Below are 20,964 nucleotides of genomic sequence, written 5' to 3' on the forward strand. Positions count from 1 at the left end.
GACGATAGGAGTGTGGAATATGGAATATCGTGACGTCAAATATGGTAAAAAAGCAAAGCGCAGAAATTATTCAAAAATGCGTTATGACATTGATTTACCAGACCTGATCGAAATACAAACCAAATCATTTAAGTGGTTTATCGATGAGGGCATTAAAGAACTGTTAGAAGATATTTCGCCCATTGAAGGACATAATGGCGATTTAAAACTATACTTTGAGGAACATTATTTAAGTGAACCAAAATATGGTATTCAAGAATCAAAAATTAGAGATGTCAATTATGCGAAACAACTCTCTGCTCGTGTAAAATTAGAAAATGCAATCACTGGAGAAGTGCGTGAAAACGTCGTTTTAATGTGTGAAATTCCATTTATGACCCCATCAGGGACTTTTGTCATTAATGGTGCTGAACGCGTTGTCGTTTCACAAATTATTCGTTCATCTGGTGCTTATTTTACGAGTGAACTCGATAAAAAATTAAATCAAACCAAATATTCAGCTCAAGTTATCCCAACGCGTGGTGCTTGGATTGAATACGAACTTGGTTCAAAAAACATTATGTACGCTAAGTTAGACCGTTCAAAGAAAGTTCCAATGACAACAATGATGCGTGCTTTAGGTTTCTCTAAGAAAAAAGATATTTATGAAGTGTTTGGAAAATCACTTTACATGGATGCAACTTTTGATAAAGATGAAACAAAAAATAGCGATGAAGCAATCATCGACTTATATTCTAAATTAAGACAAGGCGAAAAAGTTCCTGCAGATGCTGCTAGAGAATTTGTTCGTATGCGTCTTTTTGAACGTCGCCGCTATGATTTAGCTGCAGTTGGACGTTATAAATTTAACAAAAAATTAGACGTTTTATCAAGAATTGAAGGACAATACACTGCAACAGATATCATTAATCCTGAAACTGGTGAAGTCATTGTTCCTAAAGAAACAAAAATCACTAAAGGCATCATTGATGTCTTAAGAGAACATCGTCATGTGCTTCGCAAGGAAGTTATTCCAAAAGAAGAATCTTTACAAAATGAAACACCTGATGAAATCTTAGCTCAAAGACTTCCTGATGGAGGCGATGAGTTATATACAAAAGAAAATATCATTAACCTTAGAACTGGTGAAGTTTTAGTTGCTAAAAACACATTAGTTAATGACGAAGTGTTTGCTGTACTAAGAAGAAACCGTCAATCACTTGACGAAAAGGTTATTAAGTATTTCTTTGGTACAAAAGATATTTATGAAAAAGAATTAGAACGTAGTGGTGTTATTGTCGAAATGATCGAAGTGACTGTAAAAGATAAAGAAACAGAACGTATTTATCCAGTTAAAGTCATTGGTAATGATCAAAGAGAAGACAGAGAACACATTACATTATCAGATATCGTTGCTTCAATGAGTTATTATTTAAACTTATATGATGGTTTAGGACAAATAGATGATATTGACCACTTAGGTAACCGTCGTTTAAGACTTATTGGAGAATTATTAAAGAATCAATTTAGAATTGGTCTAGCAAGAGCTGAAAAGAACATTAAAGATAAGATGTCTACAACGACATTTGCTGATGCAACGCCATCTAATATCATTAATATGACACCACTTGCTGGCGCAATTAAGACATTCTTTGGTAGCTCACAGTTATCACAATTCATGGATCAAATTAACCCACTTGCTGAGTTAACGCAAAAGCGTAGAGTTTCTGCACTTGGTACGGGTGGTCTTGCAAGAGATCGTGCCGGCGTTGAAGTGCGTGACGTTCACAACTCTCACTACGGTAGAATTTGTCCAATTGAAACACCAGAAGGTCCATCAATTGGTCTGATTTCATCACTTGCAACTTACGGTAAAGTTGATCAATATGGATTTATTCAAACACCATACTTAAAAGTTGACCGTTCAAGCGGTAAACCTGTAGTTATTCAAGATATGCATTATTTAACAGCAGATGAAGAATATCATGAAGTCATTGCATCAGCTGCAACAACACTTGATGAAGATGGCGTTATTGTTGAAGAAAAAGTGATTGGTCGTCATCGTGGTGAAACATCTATGTTTGACATCGATGAAGTGACTTACATGGACGTTAGTCCTAAGCAAATTGTATCAGTTGCAACTTCAACCATTCCATTCTTAGAGCATGATGATGCATCACGTGCACTAATGGGTGCGAACATGCAACGTCAAGCTGTACCTTTGCTAAAACCAGATTCACCTATTGTTGGTACAGGTATTGAACATCGTGCTGCTAAAGACTCTGGTGCTGTAGTCGTATCAGATGTTAGTGGATTTGTTACATACGCTGATGGTAAAAAAGTGATGATTACCCAAAAACCAGACGAGAAAATCGTTGTTGGTAATAATGTGATCTACGATCCAACAGTTGAGTTTAATTATCAAAGTGCAAAAACACTTAAAGATTATGGTATGGGTGAAACCAAAACATTTGAATTGATTAATTTCTTTAGATCAAACCAAGATACAAACATCTTACAACGACCTTTAGTAAAAGAAGGAGAGTACGTTGAAAAAGGTGATATCTTAGCAGATGGTCAATCAACAGACAACGGTGAACTTGCACTTGGTAGAAACGTTACCGTGGCATTTATGACATGGGAAGGTTACAACTATGAAGATGCTGTCATCATGTCAGAAGATCTTGTTAAAAATGACGTTTATACATCAATCCATATTGATGAATACGAAATTGAAACACGTGAACTAAAAACAGGTAGTGGACGTGAAGAAATTACACGTGAAGTACCAAATGCTGGTTATGAAGCGTTAAAGAACTTAGATGAACGTGGTATCGTTATTCCAGGTAGTGAAGTAAAAGAAGGCGATATCTTAGTTGGTAAGATCACTCCAAAAGGTGTGTTTGAACCAAGTCCATCTGAAAAGTTAATTCATGCAGTTATCGGTGAAAAATCAAGAGAATATAGAGATTCATCATTAAGAGTTCCACATGGTGGAGGCGGTACCGTTGTATCGATCCAATACTTCTCTAAGAAAAATGGAGATGTACTTCCAAGTGGAGTTAATGAATCAATTACAGTTTATGTCGCTAAGAAACGTAAGATTTCTGAAGGGGATAAAATGGCAGGTCGTCACGGTAATAAAGGGGTTATCTCTAGAATATTACCAAGAGAAGATATGCCATACATGGCTGATGGTACACCAATTGACATCATGTTAAACCCACTAGGGGTTCCATCACGTATGAACATCGGTCAGATCCTAGAAATCCATTTAGGTATCGCAGCGAAGAATTTAGGTATTAAGATTGCAACTCCAGTATTTGATGGGTTAAATGATCATGACTTAAAGTCGATCATGAAAGAGGCAAGAGATAAAGCATATGATTCTATCAAACCTTCTAAACCAATCGAAGAGATGGATGAACTTGAAAAATATAACTATGAACTTGACAAAAAGATGCTTGCAGAATTTGGTGAAGATGGTAAAGTCACATTATATGATGGACGTACCGGAGAGCCATTTGAAAATAGAGTATCTGTTGGTGTCATGTACATGATTAAACTATCACACATGGTTGATGACAAATTGCATGCAAGATCCGTAGGACCTTACACACTTGTAACACAACAACCAATGGGTGGTAAAGCACAAAACGGTGGACAACGTTTCGGTGAAATGGAAGTTTGGGCATTATATGCTTATGGTGCTGCACATACACTTCAAGAAATGTTAACGGTTAAATCAGATGATATGATTGGTAGAAATAAAGTCTACAGCTCAATTACACATGATAAACCAATTCCACAAGCTTCAATTCCAGAATCATTTAGAGTGCTTACAAGAGAACTTCAAGCATTAGGGTTATACGTTGAGTTAATCGATGCGAACACTGGAGAAAATGAAGCAACCAAATCACTTGTTGATCATACGAAAACAACGTTTACTAAAGGAGGGTATCGCTAATGGCTAAAGAAAAGTTAACATTACATGTTGAATCCTTAAAACTTTCAGAAGATGCTCTCAATGCTTTAAAACTTGCAGGGATTGATCAACTTGAAGATTTTAATACATTCAACTTAAAAGAATTATCTATGTTACTTGGAGATAGTTTCGAAGAAATTAAATCCATCTTACGTCGTTACACTTTACCAAGACAACTTGAAAACTTAAATTTAAGTGATGAAACTGTAGAAATCTTAGAACAAGCTGGTATTCATGATACAGTTGAGTTTTTAGAGTTTAATCGTCACAGTTTATATCATTTATTTGAAGATGATTTAATTTTGCGTCAAGAAATTAATGGCATCTTAGAATTATACGGATTTGATGCACTTAAAGAACATGCACATGAACATGAAGAAAAAGTCGAAATAGAAGAAGATTTTGAATTAGAAACAGACGAGTTTAGTGCTCTAGATATGGACTTAACTGAACGTATCGGACGTCATGTACAACCGATCCGTAAAGGTTATGGTTCAAGAACATTTTCTCATTTAAAGATTCGTATCGCATCTCCTGATGAAATTAGACAATGGTCATATGGTGAAGTTAAAACACATGAAACCATTAACTATAGAACTTCTAAACCTGAAGAAGGTGGATTGTTCTGCGAGAGAATCTTTGGACCTACAAGAGATTATCAATGTGCTTGTGGTAAAAAACAAAGTGGTAATAAAGGCCAAATCTGTCAAAAATGTGGTATTGAAATTACGGAATCTAAAGTAAGACGTGAACGTATGGGTCATATCGAACTTGAAGCTCCGGTTGTTCATACTTGGTATTTAAAAAACTCACCTTCAAGACTAGCTATCCTTTTAGGCATTAAAGCGAAGTCACTAGAAGAAGTTGTTTATCATGCTGCATATATCGTTACAGACCCAGGGACTGCACCATTGACGAAAAAACAAATCTTAACAGAACAAGATTACTCTATGTTAACAGAACAATACGGATCTAAATTCCAAGCGTTAACAGGGGCTGAAGCTGTTAAAAAATTATTACAAGAATTAGATTTAGATAAAGAAGTTAAATCATTAAGAAGAAAACTTAAAACAGCATCTAAACAAAAACGTGATCGTATCATTAAACGTTTAGAAGTTGTTGAAGCATTTAACAACTCTGATAATAAACCAGAATGGATGGTTATGGATGTCATTCCAGTCATTCCACCAGATTTAAGACCAATGGTTGCACTTGATGGTGGACGTTTCGCGACAACTGACTTAAATGACTTATACCGTCGTATTCTTAACCGTAACAACCGTTTGAAAAAACAAAAAGAACAAATGGCACCTAGATTAATTACAAAAAATGAAAAACGTATGTTACAAGAAGCTGTTGACGCATTATTTGATAATGCAAAACGTGGTAAAAAAGCAGCTGTTGAAAGAAACAGACACTTAAAATCACTATCAGACATGCTTCGTGGTAAACAAGGTCGATTCAGACAAAACCTTCTTGGTAAACGTGTGGATTACTCAGGTCGTTCAGTTATTATTGTTGGACCAGACTTAGAGATGTATCAATGTGGTATTCCAAGAGAAATGGCAATCACCTTATTTAAACCATTCGTCTTAAGAGAACTTCAACGCATGCAAGGCGATGATCAAAACTCTAAGAAGAATGCAAATTCAAAATATGAAAAGATGGATGATGATGTATGGGCAGCTTTAGATAAGGTCGTTAGAGAACATCCAGTACTTCTAAATCGTGCACCTACACTTCATAGACTTGGTATCCAAGCGTTTGAACCAAAACTTATTGATGGTAAAGCGATTCGTCTTCACCCACTTGTAACCGTTGCGTTTAACGCTGACTTTGACGGTGACCAAATGGCTGTCCACGTACCACTATCGAATGAAGCACAAGCAGAAGCTAGACTTTTAATGCTTGCATCTAACAACATCTTAAACCCTAAAGATGGTAAACCAGTTGTTACCCCATCACAAGATATGGTACTAGGTAACTACTACTTAACCATTGAAGAAAAATTCGAACGTGAATTTAAAGGATATCGTGCCGATATTAGATTAGAAGAACATCATCAAAAACATAGAAATGAAGGACATTTCTTCATGGACTTTGATGAAGCATATCTCGCATATCAACACGAAGAAATTGGTCTTCACACAAGAATTTTTGTGGATCCAAGATCAATCAATCAAAAATTCACTGCAGAACAATTAAACAAATATTTACTAACAACGTTAGGAAAACTTATTTTTAACAGAATATTACCTCCAACGTTCCCATATTTAAATGAACCAACGTTAGAAAACTTAGAAGAAAAAACACCGGATAAGTATTTTATGGAAAAAGGAACTAACCCTAAAGACTTCTTGTTAAACGCAATCGTTCCATCACCATTTAAGAAAAAATTCTTATCACAAATTATCGCTCAAGTCTTCAAGCAATTACAAATTTCTGAAACATCTAAGATGCTAGATAGACTTAAGGATTTAGGATTTAAGTATTCTACAGTTGCAGGTATTACCGTATCGTTTGCTGATATTAACGTCTATTCTAAGAAACAAGAACGTATTGAGCAAGCGAATGCTCAAATCGAACAAATCACAGAGTGGTATGAAGATGGTATGCTTACAGATAACGAACGTCGTGACTTAGTTATTAAAGAATGGCAAGATGCTCGTGATGAGATTCAAACTGGCTTAATGGCTGAATTTGATGATGATAACAACATCTACATGATGAGTGACTCTGGTGCGCGTGGTAATGCTTCAAACTTCTCGCAACTTGCTGGTATGCGTGGACTGATGAATAACCCTAAAGGTGAAATTATTGAAGTTCCAGTACAAGCATCGTTTAGAGAAGGTCTAACCGTATCTGAATTCTTTATCTCTACCCATGGTGCGAGAAAAGGATCTACCGATACAGCGCTTAAGACTGCGGAATCAGGATATTTAACACGTCGTCTAGTTGACGTTTCACAAGATGTGATCGTTGTTGATGAAGACTGTGGTACTGAACGTGGTGTTGTGATGAGTGCTGTGATGGATGATACAAAAGAAATCGTTCCTTTATACGACCGTATTGTTGGACGTTATGCATCTAAAGATGTACATCATCCAAAAACAAAAGCGTTATTAGTATCTAGAAATGATTTAATTACAGAAGAAATTGGCGCAGAAATCATTAAAGCAGGCATCGAAGCGTTAGAGATTAGATCTAACCTAACATGTAACTCTGAAAATGGTGTATGTGCGAAATGTTATGGTAGAAACCTAGCAACCAATACAAAAGTTGAAGTTGGTGAAGCTGTTGGGGTTGTTGCAGCACAATCTATTGGTGAACCAGGAACTCAGTTAACCATGAGAACCTTCCATACCGGTGGGGTTGCCTCTGCATCAGATATTACCCAAGGTCTTCCACGTATTCAAGAGTTATTTGAAGCTAGAAACCCTAAAGGGAAAGCAATATTAACAGAAGTTGATGGAAAAGTTAAGTCTGTTGATCGTCAACGTGGTGGATCATCGATCATTACCATTGTCGATTCGCAAGATAAAGAACATAAATACACCATTGATCCAAACGTTGAATCACTTGTTAGAAAAAATGCGAGCGTAAAAGCTGGTCAACGATTAACACTTGGTTCAATCAATCCTAAAGAATTGTTACGTATTAAGTCAACTGAAGCAGCGCAAACTTACATCTTAGAAGAAGTTCAAAAAGTTTATCGTGCACAAGGTGTAGAAATTTCAGATAAGCATATTGAACTCATCATCAGACAAATGTTAAGAAGAATCACGGTTGTTACAGAAGGAGATACAGATTTACTTCCAGGTACTGAAGTTTCTGTTTCTGAATTCAAACGTGAGAATAAAAAAGCATTTGCAGCGATGAAACGTCCAGCTGTTGGTCGTCCAATCTTATTAGGTATTACAAGAGCATCACTAAGAAGTGACTCATTCTTATCAGCAGCATCATTCCAAGAAACAACTAGAATCTTAACTGATGCAGCAATTAAGGGTAAGACTGATGAATTACACGGCTTAAAAGAAAATGTGATCATCGGTGGATTAATCCCTGCTGGTACAGGTATTTTAAGAGATAAATACTTCGATTATGATCGCTCAAATACTTCTTACGAAGAAGAAGATGACGATTTCGAGTTTTAAACAGTCCTTTTAAGGCAGATAAAAAAATAAATCAAAAGGTGCATTTGAGCTATACTCAAGTGCATCTTTTTTTGTTAATGAACATAATTTATGTTTTATCTAATTCATATTCATATCATTTAAGTAAAAAGATATTATGGATAAATAATCGCTATATTTTAATTATTTATGTAATGAAAACGCTAGACATGCACGTTGCATATTGACTTAATAGCGATTTTTGTTTACAATGGTATATGTTCATTAAAATGAACATTTTAAAAACATGATAAAACAATCAATAATAAGGTGTTTTATAATATAATAGATTTAAGTGCTTTTTGAAATGAGGAGACTTACTATAATAAGTCAAGCAATAAATGATAAAAAATAGTAAAAGACCTCACATGGAAGCCTATATAAGTTTTATGAACAAATAAGAGGTAGCTACACCCTCATTTGATTATTTGAAATGTGAATGATCAAATGTCAGTTGGTTGACACCTAAATAGTATATCGTGCGTATTAGTTTTCTAACAGAGTGAACCATGGCGACTTTATGATGTTTACCTTCAGCACGTTTCTTAAGGTAATAATCATAGAGTTTAGGATTCAATCTTAAGCCCGCAAAAGTGATTTGCCAAAAAGTCATTCTAAGTAATCCGGATCCACGTTTGACGATATGTCCTCTGGTTTCTATTGTTCCTGATTGATTGACAGATGTATCCAGTCCAGCAAATGAAACAATTTGAGCTGGATTTGTAAAGTTTTTAAAATCACCAAGTTCGGCGATGATAATTGCTGCAGAGATGATGTTGAGACCTGGAATGGTTGTCAGTGTTTGATTGATATTTTCCATGAGATGGATGATTTCATGTTCAACAGATTCAATGATTTCAGTTAACGTCTCATAGTGTTTTATGGAGTGTTTAAGAAGTAACAGATCAGACTGAGTTTCATATCCAACTGATGATTTAGCTAAAGATTTAAGTTTTTGAACTCTAACATAAGATAATCTGCCTTTAGAGTGACTTCTAATGGATTCATAGTCATTGTTAGAAAGTTTCGAAATTCTTGCTCTGGATTTGAACTTTTTAAGGATGAACATCGCACTACTAGAGAGTCTTTCGTTAAAAAAAGGTTTAAACTCAGGAAAGATACGATCAAGGATGTTTGTCAGTTCAATGAGTGTTTTAGAACGATTGACCATTTGAACATGACGATACCTTACCAGTTGTTTTAATTCGTTGATGTGGTAAAATTTAGTATGTAAGGTCTTGTAGTCAACAGAACCTAGCATACTTGAAATCGTTTTGGCGTCAACTTTATCTGTCTTTGTCTTACGTAACGATAATGCCTTGGAAAACATGTGCGTTAAGTAAGGGTTAAATTCCAGATAAGTATAACCAGATGCCGTGATAAACTGTTTAAGGTTTGATCCATAGTGTCCTGTTGACTCAAGACCTATTCTTATTTCTTTTGACTGATCTAAAGATTTTAAGACCTCAAGAAATAAATCGAAACCTAAACGATTGTTATCAAAGCTGAATGCTTTGATTTGAATACCTGCTTCAGTAGCTATGAAGCAGTCGTGTTTGTACTTAGAGATATCAATTCCGATTAAGTACATAAAAACACCTCCAATATAAGTTTTAGCACTGGGTAAGTCACAGATTTCTTATTTATGTAGTCTTGTGATGAAGCGTCAAGCGCTAACTTACTGATTGACATTAAAAATAAGAACTGTGGTAAGAGTCTCCTCCAATAGTCAAAGCTATATATAAATGACACAAATCCACAGTGCTTAATTTAATTATAACAATAGAAAGAAAGGAAGTTATACTCTAACTATTATTACAGTTTTGAGTATACAAGAATATATGGATTTATTTAAAAAATGTTATGATTACGATGACGCAAAAAAAGCTAGGGAACATGGATATTATCCTTATTTTCATGTTTTAAATACAAAACAAGATACAAGAGTTGTGATGGAAGGTAAAGAGATGATTATGATTGGCTCTAATAACTACCTTGGACTTGCATCACACCCAGAAGTGATTGAAGCGGCTGTTAAAGCTACTGAACAATATGGAACTGGTGTATCAGGATCTAGATTCCTCAATGGAACGCTTGATCTACATATCCAATTTGAAAAAGAATTAGCAGAATTCTTAAATAAAGAAGATGCTACCATTTTTTCAACGGGATTCCAATCAAACTTAGGTATCATTTCAGCAATCGCTGGAAGAAATGATATTATTTTCTCTGATAAAGAAAATCATGCATCCATCTATGATGGTACAAGATTATCATATGCAGAAGTAGTAAGATATAACCATAACGATATGGAAGACTTAGAAAAGAAGTTAGCTAAAGCTGATCCTAATAAAGGAAAACTCATCTTAACAGATGGCGTCTTTTCAATGAGTGGTGATATCGCAAACCTACCTGAAATCGTAAGACTTGCAAAACAATATGGCTCAAGAGTCATGGTTGATGATGCACACGGTTTAGGTGTGATGGGTGAACATGGTAGAGGAACTGCAGAACATTTTGGATTAGAAAAAGAAGTCGATATTATTATGGGTACTTTCTCTAAATCACTTGCAAGTTTAGGTGGATATGTTGCTGCTGAAAGGGATGTTGTTGATTTTATAAGACATAAATCAAGACCATATATCTTCTCTGCTGCAATTCCTGCTGCAAACGCTGCAGCAGCTCTCACAGCACTTAGAATCTTAAAAAGAGAACCAGAACGTGTAAAAGCTTTAAGTGATATCTCTGATTATATGAGAGAAGGCTTAAAAAAGCGTGGATTAGAACTTAGACCATCAAGAACACCAATCATTCCTATTTATACTTATATGCCAGTTAGAACTATGGTTGCATGTAATCAGTTATTTGAACATGGTGTTTATGTAAACCCAGTCGTTCCACCTGCAACACCAATTGGCGAATGTTTAATTAGAACAAGCTATACTGCAACACATACTAAAGAACAAATGGATGAAGCCATAGATAAAATTGTAGAAGTATTAAAAGGATTGGAAGATTTTAATGAGTAAATCAAAAGTCATTGTCATCACAGGAGCATCATCAGGTATTGGTCTTGAAGTGGCTAAATATTTAACCGAAAAGGGACATCGCGTATACGGTGTTGCAAGATCAAAAATACATGATAAATACATTAGAAGTATTCAGGCTGATGTGACTGATTATGAACAATTAAAACAAGCATATCAAGATATATACGATATTGAGAGCAAAATTGATTGTTTAATCAATAATGCAGGTATGGGTATATCTGGATCTATTGAATATACAGACATTACAGATGCTAAATATTTAATGGATGTTAATTTCATGGGTGTTTTTTATTCAACAAAGGCGATTCTGCCTTATTTGAAAAAAACTAAAAATTCAAAACTCATCAATATCAGTAGTGTAGCAGCAAAATTATCCATCCCATTTCAAGCATTTTATAGCAGCTCAAAAGCTGCAATCAATGCTTTTACAGAAAGCTTACGTATAGAATTAGCACCTTTTGATATAGAGGTGTGTAGTGTCATGCCTGGAGATATTCGTACTGGATTTACTAAAAATAGAAAGAAAAATCCATATGAAGGCGATGATTATCAAAAAAGAGTGGATAAATCCGTTGGTGTCATGGAAAAAGATGAACAAAATGGTATGGATCCTATTTTAGCAGCAAAAGTAATTAATAAATTAATCAATAGAAAGAAATTACCATTATATAAAACGATTGGCTTTAAGTATAAAGTATTTGTGTTATTACAAAAAGTATTACCATCTAAGTTTGTAAATAACATCGTCGGCATGATTTATGGTTTTAAAAAGGGGTAAAAAGTGAAAGAAAATTTAATTCAAATTGTAAAAGCAATCCTATCCGGTATCTTAGTAGGCATCGGTGGGATTTTGTATGTAAGTTCATCTAGCCAAATCGTTGCATCTGTGCTGTTTAGTTTTGCGTTAATCCTTATTTTAGAAAGAGGATATAACCTTTTTACAGGAAAAGTAGGATATTTATTACCTTATAAAAAAGGTCATTTTAAATTGCTGATGCAAACACTTTTAGGAAACATGGTTGGTATATTGTTTGCAGCAGGGTTATTCTTATTATCAGGTAAAGATGGAGCAATCACACATGCAGCAGAAATATTCGATTATAAGTTAACGCAAATGTGGTATGAAACTTTAGTTTTAGCTATATTCTGTGGATTTATGATGTACTTAGCTGTTGATAGCTACCATAAGTTTAAAAACCCAGGAGCATCATTATTAGTTGTCATCTTTGCAGTTTCGATATTTATTGTTGCTGGCTTTGAACATAGTATTACAGATATGTCTTATTTAGTGTTATCAAAGACATTCACATTAGAAGCATTCTTGTTCATATTAATTGTATTAACAGGCAATATGATTGGTGCAGTCATCCTAAACTTGCTTAACCACTACATAAAAAGCGCATAGAAACTATTTGATTAAAACGGACAACTTAAAAAAAGGCTAGGACATAGTATAGTGTTCTAGCTTTTTTTGTTAGAATGAATATAAAGGAGTCGTTAGAATGAATGAAAGAAAAACAAGAAAGCATCCATCGTATACAATTGATGAGAAAAACAAGATTGTAGAACTGTATTTAAGCAAAGAGAAAACACAGCGTCAAATACTTAGAAGTTTTGATATTGTTCATAGTCAATTAGATTTATGGGTAAAACAGTATCGAAAGCATGGCACTTGTGTAGATCGTAGAGGAAAAGGTACGAAAAAAGATATACCAAACAAAGGTAGACCTAAGAAGCTTAACTTGGACATCATGAGTAAAGAAGAACTGTTAAAATATATCAAAAGTGGTGAAGACATAAAAAAAGCGGTAGCCTACCTAAGAACGCGCGAGAAAAATACCAAGTCATAGACCAATTAAAGGATCGTTATTCTATCATCTATCTCTGCATGAGGATGTCATGTTCAAGAAGCGGTTACTATGAATGGATTCGCTTAGGTAGGCCAAAATATAAAGCGTTCAATGAATTGCTTAACCATCAGATTGTTAGTCTCTACCATAAAGATAAAAGATGGGGCATAGAAACAATTCAAATGAAATTAAAGAAAATACACGGCGTCTTTACCACGAAGAGCACCGTGTATCGATACATGAAACTGAATGGTATTCAGTCTATTATCAGACGAAAGAGAAAAAGATATAGCAAGGTCAACCATCATCGCATTCCTAATCTCCTTCAAAGAGATTTTACCACAAAAATGTCAAATCAAAAGTGGAGTATAGATGTTTCTTATTTGCCCACAACACAAGGAACCATCTATTTGTGTGCGATAAAAGATCTCTATGATAAATATATTGTCAGTTACAAAGTTTCCGAAAGAAATGATTTGAAACTAGTCATGGATACTTTAAAACAAGCAACAAGAACCGTACCCAGAAATTATCGCAAAGGATTAATACTGCATTCTGATCAAGGTACCGCATTTGTTGGACAAACTTACCATAGGTGGTTGAAAAGACATTGGATAAAACATAGTGTATCAGCAAAAGGCAGCTGCGTAGATAATTGTCCAATAGAATCTTTCTTCAGTCAATTTAAAAGTGAATGTATGCATCTTCATCATCAAATCACAATAAAACAAATGAAAACACTTGTCGATTCTTACATCACATATTACAATGAAGATAGACAAAGTAAAATAATAAAAGAGTTGACACCTCTACAATTGAGAATGTCAACTCTTCCTAGCCTTTTTTAATTACTGTCCATATTTAGCAAACAGTTTCTAAGTGCTTTTTATTTTTTCTATAAAGTGGTATATTTAAATCAAAATATAACCACGGAGGGTTACATGAGAATTAGAAGATCTACATTATCGCTTTTGGTGATTGTTGTCGTTGTCATTGTCTCAATATTTGTTGTAAAGAGAACAATGGATTCCATTTATGGTGATTCACTTGAAATAGCGATTGCTGTTATTGGTGCCGCTTTAGTGATTTATCAACTGAGTAAAGATCATCAAATCACAAAAGCTGAGTTTATTTATAACTTAAATCAGTCTTTTTCTGAGAATAAAAACATCGAAGACATTTATAATAAATTAAAAAAAGATCGTGATGAGGCATACAAGTTTACTCAAGAAGATGGAAGAAAAATGGGGGACTACGTGATGTTCTTTCAAATCATGGAGTATTTAATCGCCAATGGTCTTATTTCAATGGACATGGTAGATCATATTTTTGCGAACAAGTTTTTTATCTTTATGCATCATGAAAAGACATGGACATATCAAACACAATATGATGGCATAAACCTACCATTAATCAATTTATATGTCAGATGGTATAATTATAGAGTCCAAAAAAACTTAAATATTTTATATGATGAGTATGTGATTGCTAATAATGATGCATATTTTATACCTTATATAGATAAAAAGGGTAAAAAAACTATCTCATATAAATCTAAAAAAACACCTTTATGTCCAAAGAAACAACATTCAGGTGATCAATCCTAAAATATATGTAAAAATCTTAAAAAATTGAAGAAAATCATGACAAAATCATTGACAATTAACTTAACTTATTATATAATTAAAACGCTGTGTGAAATACACAAAGAACGACTATATATTTTGGCTCTATTAAGCCAAAAATATTTTTTAGAAGAAAAAATGAAACACATGGATATGTGTTAAGGAAAGGAGAACAAGCAATGCCTACAATTCAGCAACTTGTAAAAAAAGGAAGAACATCTAAAAAGTACAAATCAAAATCACCTGCTCTAGGTTATGGATATAACAGTTTACAAAAGAGCGAAAGTGATTACACTTCACCACAAAAACGTGGGGTATGTACTCGTGTTACGACAATGACACCTAAGAAACCTAACTCAGCTTTACGTAAATATGCACGTGTTCGTTTAAGTAACCAAACAGAAGTTACAGCTTATATTCCAGGAATTGGACACTCTTTACAAGAGCATAGTGTGGTTCTAATCCGTGGTGGTCGTGTTAAAGACTTACCTGGTGTACGTTACCACATCGTACGTGGTACACTTGATGCTTCAGGTGTAGCAAATCGTATGCAAGCACGCTCTAAGTATGGAGCAAAACGCCCAAAGAAATAATAAATAAAAAATTCAAACATTAAGAATCGAAAGAAAGGAAGTAGGTGAACTAAATGCCACGTAAAGGACATATCGTAAAACGAGACGTTTTACCAGATCCAATTTACCAATCAAAATTAGTAACACGTATCGTGAATACAATTATGGTTGACGGTAAAAAAGGAACAGCTCAAAGTATTTTATACGGAGCGTTCAACCGCGTTAAAGAAGTAACAGGACGCGAGCCAATTGAAGTATTTAATGAAGCATTAAATAACATCATGCCGGTATTAGAAGTTCGTTCACGCCGTATCGGTGGACAAAACTATCAGGTACCAACAGAAGTTAGACCTTCAAGAAAAACAACATTAGGATTAAGATGGTTAATCAATTACGCAAGATTACGTAATGAGAAAACTATGGAAGAAAGATTAGCGAAAGAAATCATAGACGCATCACAAGGATTAGGTGCTGCTGTGAAGAAACGTGAAGATGTACACCGCATGGCTGAAGCAAATAAAGCATTTGCTCACTATCGCTGGTAATAAAGGAGATTTAAAATTATGCCTCGTGTATTCCCATTAAATAAAGTGCGTAATATCGGCATTATGGCCCATATTGACGCCGGAAAAACAACAACGACTGAACGTATTCTATTCCACACTGGTAGAATTCATAAACTAGGTGAAGTTCACGATGGTGCAGCTACAATGGACTGGATGGCTCAAGAACAAGAGCGCGGTATTACGATTACTTCAGCTGCTACAACAGCATTCTGGAAAGATCATAAAGTTAATATCATCGACACTCCAGGTCACGTTGACTTTACAGTAGAAGTATCTAGATCACTTCGCGTGCTTGATGGTGCCGTAACAGTACTTGATGCACAAGCAGGGGTTGAACCTCAAACAGAAACCGTTTGGAGACAAGCGACAGAATATAAGGTACCAAGAATTGTTTATGTAAACAAAATGGACAAAATAGGAGCGGATTTTGCTAGAGCAATCAAAACGATTCATAATCGTTTAGGTGTGAAAGCAGTCCCTATCCAGTGGCCGATTGGTGCTGAAGCAGAATTCGATGGTATTATCGACTTACTTGAAATGAAAGCATATCATTATGACGGTAATGCAGAAGAAATCGCTACAGAAATTGAGATACCTGCACATTTAGCTGACATCGTAGAAGAAAAAAGAATTGAACTGATTGAAGCAGTTGCTGATTTTGATGAAGAATTGATGATGAATTACCTTGAAGGTGAAGAAGTCACAGTTGAACAAATCAAAGCAGCAATCAGAAAAGGAACTTTAGCAGTTAAGTTCTTCCCAGTTATCTGTGGAACTTCATTTAAAAATAAAGGTGTTAAATTAATGTTAGATGCTGTTATTGATTATTTACCAGCTCCAACAGATGTACCTGCAATCTTAGGTCAAGATTCTAATGGTAATGAAATTAAACGTAAATCAAGTGATGATGAACCGTTTACTGCATTAGCATTTAAGGTTATGACTGACCCATATGTAGGACGCTTAACATTCTTTAGAGTATATTCAGGTTCTATTAAAGCTGGATCATACGTTCAAAACACAAATAAAGATAACAAAGAAAGATTTGGTCGTATCCTTCAAATGCATGCGAACCACCGTGAAGAAATCGCAGAAGTATTCGCTGGTGACATCGCTGCAGTAGTAGGTCTTAAAAATACGACAACTGGTGACACACTAGCTATGGAAAAAGATGATATCATCTTAGAATCTATGGTGTTCCCAGAGCCAGTTATTAACGTTGCTATCGAGCCTAAGACAAAACAAGATCAAGAAAAGATGAATGTTGCGTTAGTTAAACTTGCTGAAGAAGATCCAACATTTAAGACATTTACAGACCATGAAACAGGTCAAACGATTATTGCTGGTATGGGTGAACTTCACTTAGATATTATTGTAGATCGTATGAAGCGTGAGTTTAAAGTGGAAGCAAACGTTGCTGAACCTCAGGTATCATATCGTGAAACAATTAGTGAAGAAGCTGATATCGAAGCTAAATTTGTTAGACAATCAGGTGGTCGTGGACAATACGGACATGTTGTAATCAAGTTCGAACCAAACCCTGGAAAAGGATTTGAATTCGTTGATAAAATTGTTGGTGGGGTTATTCCTAGAGAATACATTCCATCAGTACTTAAAGGTTTAGAAGAAGCTCTTCCAAATGGTATTATTGCCGGTTATCCAGCAATCGATATTAAAGCGACTCTACATTATGGTTCATACCATGAAGTCGACTCATCAGAAATGGCATTTAAAATCGCAGCTTCTATGGCTTTAAAAGATACAAAAACAAAAGCTTCACCTGTCTTATTAGAACCAATCATGGACGTTGAAGTTGTTGTTCCAAATGAGTATGTAGGTAACGTTATTGGTGATATTACATCAAGACGTGGACGTATGGAATCTCAAGAAACGAGAGGAAATGCAGCAGCAATCCGTTCATTCGTACCACTTTCAGAAATGTTTGGTTATGCAACATCACTTCGTTCAAATACGCAAGGTCGTGCAAACTTCGTAATGCAATTTAGTCATTATGAACGTACTCCAAAATCAATTATGGAAGAAATCATGAAAAAGCGCGGTGTGAATTAATTCACTTGCTTGCAAAATAAATGGATTTAATATACAATAAGTATGATGAAATAAATAAAAAAATCAATTAAAAATAGGAGGAACCATTAAAATGGCAAAACAAAAATTTGAAAGAACAAAACCACATGTTAACATTGGTACAATCGGCCACGTTGACCATGGTAAGACTACTTTAACAGCTGCTATTACAACTGTATTATCAGGAAAAGGTTTAGCAGAAATTAAAGATTATGCATCAATTGATAGTGCTCCAGAAGAAAAAGAACGCGGTATTACAATTAATACAGCACACGTAGAATATCAAACAGAAAATCGTCACTACGCTCACGTAGACTGCCCAGGACATGCTGACTACGTTAAGAACATGATTACAGGTGCTGCACAAATGGACGGCGGTATCTTAGTTGTATCAGCTGCAGACGGCCCTATGCCACAAACTCGTGAACATATCTTATTATCACGTCAAGTTGGTGTACCTAAGCTAGTTGTTTTCTTAAACAAAGCTGATATGGTTGATGATGAAGAATTATTAGACTTAGTAGAAATGGAAGTTCGTGAATTATTATCAGAATATGACTTCCCAGGTGATGACATTCCTGTAATCCGTGGATCTGCACTTGGTGCATTAAACGGTGATGCAAAATGGATTGGCGCTATCGAAGAATTAATGGAAGCTGTTGATACTTATATCGATACTCCAGAACGTCAAACTGACAAACCATTCTTAATGCCAGTTGAAGACGTGTTTACAATTACAGGTCGTGGTACAGTTGCTACTGGACGTGTTGAACGTGGACAAGTTAAAGTTGGTGACACAGTTGAAATCGTTGGTTTAACAGATACTAAATCAACAGTTGTAACTGGTGTTGAAATGTTTAGAAAATTATTAGATTACGCAGAAGCTGGAGATAACATCGGTGCATTACTTAGAGGTGTGAGCCGTGATCAAGTTGAACGTGGTCAAGTATTAGCTAAACCAAAATCAGTAAACCCACACTTCAAGTTCGAAGCACAAGTTTACGTATTATCAAAAGAAGAAGGTGGACGTCATACTGCATTCTTCTCAAACTATCGCCCACAATTCTATTTCCGTACAACTGACGTTACAGGTGTAATTACACTTCAAGAAGGTACAGAAATGGTTATGCCTGGTGATAACACAGTGATGACTGTAGAATTGATTCACCCAATCGCTATCGAAGAAGGAACTAAGTTCTCAATTCGTGAAGGTGGACGTACAGTTGGTGCTGGTTCAGTAGTTAAAATTATTGAATAGTTATTGACAAACATTTAAAAGAGGCTCTTGCCTCTTTTTTTGTACTTAACTAGGAAATTCTAATTGATAATTTAAATAAAAACAAACAGAAAAAACTCATCTAAAATGAGTCTGTAAAACGAGTCAACAAATTAATCAATAAGTTTATGATAAATATCTAAAGGCACAAACTGCAACTTACCACAATGACTACAAACATCAACGGGAAAAGCAGCACCTTCAGTCTCCATAAAGTGAGCATAACCAGAAAAATTGACAGTAAGTTCAAATCCACAGTGCAGACATTTCATATCAACCATGATATCAAAATTAGGCATCGATATAAATGCATTAAATGAAGCGGCAGGGCCAGCAATGAATCCCTGCTTAACAGCTGATTTATATTCAGCATACAAATTCTTTTTTTGAACAAAAGACATATGCACAGATTTAGTTTTAAATAGTTTAGGCATCGCTAAATAACCTCTCTTTTCGGTGATTTGGTAGATATGAAGCATCAAGATTTAAAACCATAGTAGAACCACACTGACATTTAAAGATGTCATAGTGATAAGTCTTAAGCAACAAAGTTCGAAAGTGAAGTTGATGTTTAAGATAAGTCAAAGATTTAGGGTTAACTAACTTTAACTCAGAGGCAATTTTTCGTTTTGTCCGATTTGAATAAAAACCGTAATAACGAATCAGATGAAATCCTTTATCAGGGATGTGTTTAATGAGACGTGCAATAAATTTAAAGACATGATCAGTGATGATTTGAGTACCTCGTTTATGATGTTTATCTGAAATTTGATCATCTTCATGAGGATCAAAATGCCAAGTGACTTGGTGATTGATATCATCGAAGTCATCAATTCTAGATTCAGAGATGGCTGGATGAGAAGCATATCTGGCGATGTATTTAGCAATCTTTTTGGCTGTAGACAAGCTAGATTTTCTCTTTAATTGAGGCCCGTAAGTGTAAAAGCCTTTTTTATACTTATGAATGAGATAACTTCTTAAGCGATTAAACTCATTATAGATAGAATTTGTCGCATGGGTTTTCAAATAGGCTGAGATGTTACTTAAGAGTCTATATTGCCAAAACATACGCAGTCTCTCAAAAGGAAAGAAAGACATGTTGGATAGATGACCATGAGCATCAATAAAGCGTTCAGCAACTAAAGCATGGATATGAGGATTGGTCTTCATATCTCTGCCATAGGTGTGAAGAAAACAAATGATGCCAAGTCTTCTATCTAATTGGTGGTCAGCCTTCGTTTTCTTAACAGCTTTATGAAGAACTTCATTTACAGTTTGAAATAAGATATCAAATAAGTCTCTATAAAGCCAAAAGAATTTACGCATCTCTTTAGCAACTGAAAAGACAAAATGTCTATGAGGGCACTTAAGTAATTTGGATTCAATCGCAAGTGTTCGAGCTTCTCGATATCTTTGATTACAAGAAGGACAAAACCTTGAATGACAAGAAAGACCTTGGATATGAAAGTTATCACAAGTTGGGCATTCATAGAAGAAGTAGCCATATTTGAAATCACGACAATGTATCATTTTTTCAACATTTTCGATAATTGAGGGACGTAGTTTATCTTCAAAATGAAGTTTAAATGAATCCCAATAGGTAGCAAATATAGATTGAATGGAAATGGAGTTATCTCTATATACTTTTAAATTAGATAGTTTAACAAGCTCATTGTTAAAGACATGTTCACCATGTTTAAGAGCAAGTTCTAATTGATCTTTAAATTTATACTTAATCACTATAGGTTCCATAAATCTATTATACAATGTGACTTTAAAAAGAAAAAGGCGATTTTTATCG

15 protein-coding genes are annotated in these 20,964 nt (G+C 34.9%); 12 read left to right on the forward strand and 3 right to left on the reverse strand.

What is annotated here, in order from left to right; genetic code table 11:
* Positions 1-19: 19 nt before the first annotated feature.
* A complete protein-coding gene (locus tag BK011_01505) occupies positions 20-3,946 on the forward strand; it encodes a DNA-directed RNA polymerase subunit beta (protein ID AUD64415.1) in 3,927 nt (1,308 codons plus the stop codon).
* Positions 3,946-8,118 (forward strand): DNA-directed RNA polymerase subunit beta', encoded by a 4,173-nt coding sequence (locus BK011_01510; protein AUD64416.1) that lies wholly within the window; start codon positions 3,946-3,948, stop codon positions 8,116-8,118. The genes BK011_01505 and BK011_01510 overlap by 1 nt, the downstream gene beginning before the upstream one ends.
* Positions 8,119-8,560: 442 nt before the next feature.
* Here BK011_01510 and BK011_01515 read toward each other — a convergent pair whose 3' ends face one another.
* The gene (locus BK011_01515; GenBank protein ID AUD64417.1) at positions 8,561-9,727 is read right to left on the reverse strand and encodes a hypothetical protein; all 1,167 of its coding nucleotides are present in this window, start codon (positions 9,725-9,727) and stop codon (positions 8,561-8,563) included.
* Positions 9,728-9,977: 250 nt separating this feature from the next.
* Here BK011_01515 and BK011_01520 point away from each other — a divergent pair, with 250 nt between their 5' ends.
* The 10 genes from BK011_01520 to BK011_01565 all read left to right on the forward strand — a co-directional run bounded on the left by BK011_01520 (position 9,978) and on the right by BK011_01565 (position 19,145).
* Positions 9,978-11,165, forward strand: a complete 1,188-nt coding sequence (locus BK011_01520) for an 8-amino-7-oxononanoate synthase (GenBank protein ID AUD64418.1) — start codon at positions 9,978-9,980, stop codon at positions 11,163-11,165.
* Positions 11,158-11,964, forward strand: coding sequence for a hypothetical protein (locus BK011_01525; protein AUD64419.1), 807 nt, complete (start codon positions 11,158-11,160; stop codon positions 11,962-11,964). Before BK011_01520 ends, BK011_01525 begins: the two co-directional genes overlap by 8 nt.
* A gap of 3 nt (positions 11,965-11,967) precedes the next feature.
* Positions 11,968-12,591, forward strand: coding sequence for a hypothetical protein (locus BK011_01530; GenBank protein AUD64420.1), 624 nt, complete (start codon positions 11,968-11,970; stop codon positions 12,589-12,591).
* Positions 12,592-12,688: 97 nt separating this feature from the next.
* On the forward strand, positions 12,689-13,036 hold the full coding sequence (locus BK011_01535) for a hypothetical protein (protein AUD64421.1): 348 nt from the start codon (positions 12,689-12,691) through the stop codon (positions 13,034-13,036).
* Positions 13,033-13,884 (forward strand): hypothetical protein, encoded by an 852-nt coding sequence (locus BK011_01540; protein ID AUD64422.1) that lies wholly within the window; start codon positions 13,033-13,035, stop codon positions 13,882-13,884. Before BK011_01535 ends, BK011_01540 begins: the two co-directional genes overlap by 4 nt.
* Positions 13,885-13,977: 93 nt before the next feature.
* Complete coding sequence (locus BK011_01545) at positions 13,978-14,643, forward strand: hypothetical protein (protein AUD64423.1); 666 nt, start codon at positions 13,978-13,980, stop codon at positions 14,641-14,643.
* Positions 14,644-14,840: 197 nt separating this feature from the next.
* The gene (locus BK011_01550) at positions 14,841-15,254 is read left to right on the forward strand and encodes a 30S ribosomal protein S12 (GenBank protein ID AUD64424.1); all 414 of its coding nucleotides are present in this window, start codon (positions 14,841-14,843) and stop codon (positions 15,252-15,254) included.
* A 53-nt stretch (positions 15,255-15,307) separates the two neighbouring features.
* Complete coding sequence (locus BK011_01555) at positions 15,308-15,778, forward strand: 30S ribosomal protein S7 (GenBank protein AUD64425.1); 471 nt, start codon at positions 15,308-15,310, stop codon at positions 15,776-15,778.
* 18 nt (positions 15,779-15,796) lie between these two features.
* Positions 15,797-17,869 carry a translation elongation factor G gene (locus tag BK011_01560; protein AUD64426.1) on the forward strand — a complete coding sequence of 691 codons (2,073 nt, stop codon included), beginning with the start codon at positions 15,797-15,799 and terminating at the stop codon, positions 17,867-17,869.
* 91 nt (positions 17,870-17,960) lie between these two features.
* A complete protein-coding gene (locus BK011_01565; GenBank protein ID AUD64427.1) occupies positions 17,961-19,145 on the forward strand; it encodes a translation elongation factor Tu in 1,185 nt (394 codons plus the stop codon).
* 131 nt (positions 19,146-19,276) lie between these two features.
* On the opposite strand, the gene BK011_01570 is transcribed toward BK011_01565, so the two are convergent.
* On the reverse strand, positions 19,277-19,597 hold the full coding sequence (locus tag BK011_01570) for a hypothetical protein (protein ID AUD64428.1): 321 nt from the start codon (positions 19,595-19,597) through the stop codon (positions 19,277-19,279).
* A complete protein-coding gene (locus BK011_01575; GenBank protein ID AUD64429.1) occupies positions 19,590-20,930 on the reverse strand; it encodes a hypothetical protein in 1,341 nt (446 codons plus the stop codon). Before BK011_01575 ends, BK011_01570 begins: the two co-directional genes overlap by 8 nt.
* Between the last annotated feature and the right edge of the window lie 34 nt (positions 20,931-20,964).

The organism is Tenericutes bacterium MZ-XQ (assembly GCA_002838205.1).
In the GTDB taxonomy this organism is placed as follows: Bacteria; Bacillota_I; Bacilli_A; order Acholeplasmatales; family Acholeplasmataceae; genus Mariniplasma.

Excerpts from the sequence above, each read along its gene's own strand:
- BK011_01505 (AUD64415.1), top strand. The coding sequence starts at position 20 with ATGGAATATCGTGACGTCAAATATGGTAAAAAAGCAAAGCGCAGAAAT.
- BK011_01510 (AUD64416.1), top strand. The coding sequence starts at position 3,946 with ATGGCTAAAGAAAAGTTAACATTACATGTTGAATCCTTAAAACTTTCA.
- BK011_01515 (AUD64417.1), bottom strand. The coding sequence starts at position 9,727 with ATGTACTTAATCGGAATTGATATCTCTAAGTACAAACACGACTGCTTC.
- BK011_01520 (AUD64418.1), top strand. The coding sequence starts at position 9,978 with ATGGATTTATTTAAAAAATGTTATGATTACGATGACGCAAAAAAAGCT.
- BK011_01525 (AUD64419.1), top strand. The coding sequence starts at position 11,158 with ATGAGTAAATCAAAAGTCATTGTCATCACAGGAGCATCATCAGGTATT.
- BK011_01535 (AUD64421.1), top strand. The coding sequence starts at position 12,689 with ATGAATGAAAGAAAAACAAGAAAGCATCCATCGTATACAATTGATGAG.
- BK011_01545 (AUD64423.1), top strand. The coding sequence starts at position 13,978 with ATGAGAATTAGAAGATCTACATTATCGCTTTTGGTGATTGTTGTCGTT.
- BK011_01550 (AUD64424.1), top strand. The coding sequence starts at position 14,841 with ATGCCTACAATTCAGCAACTTGTAAAAAAAGGAAGAACATCTAAAAAG.
- BK011_01555 (AUD64425.1), top strand. The coding sequence starts at position 15,308 with ATGCCACGTAAAGGACATATCGTAAAACGAGACGTTTTACCAGATCCA.
- BK011_01560 (AUD64426.1), top strand. The coding sequence starts at position 15,797 with ATGCCTCGTGTATTCCCATTAAATAAAGTGCGTAATATCGGCATTATG.
- BK011_01565 (AUD64427.1), top strand. The coding sequence starts at position 17,961 with ATGGCAAAACAAAAATTTGAAAGAACAAAACCACATGTTAACATTGGT.
- BK011_01570 (AUD64428.1), bottom strand. The coding sequence starts at position 19,597 with ATGCCTAAACTATTTAAAACTAAATCTGTGCATATGTCTTTTGTTCAA.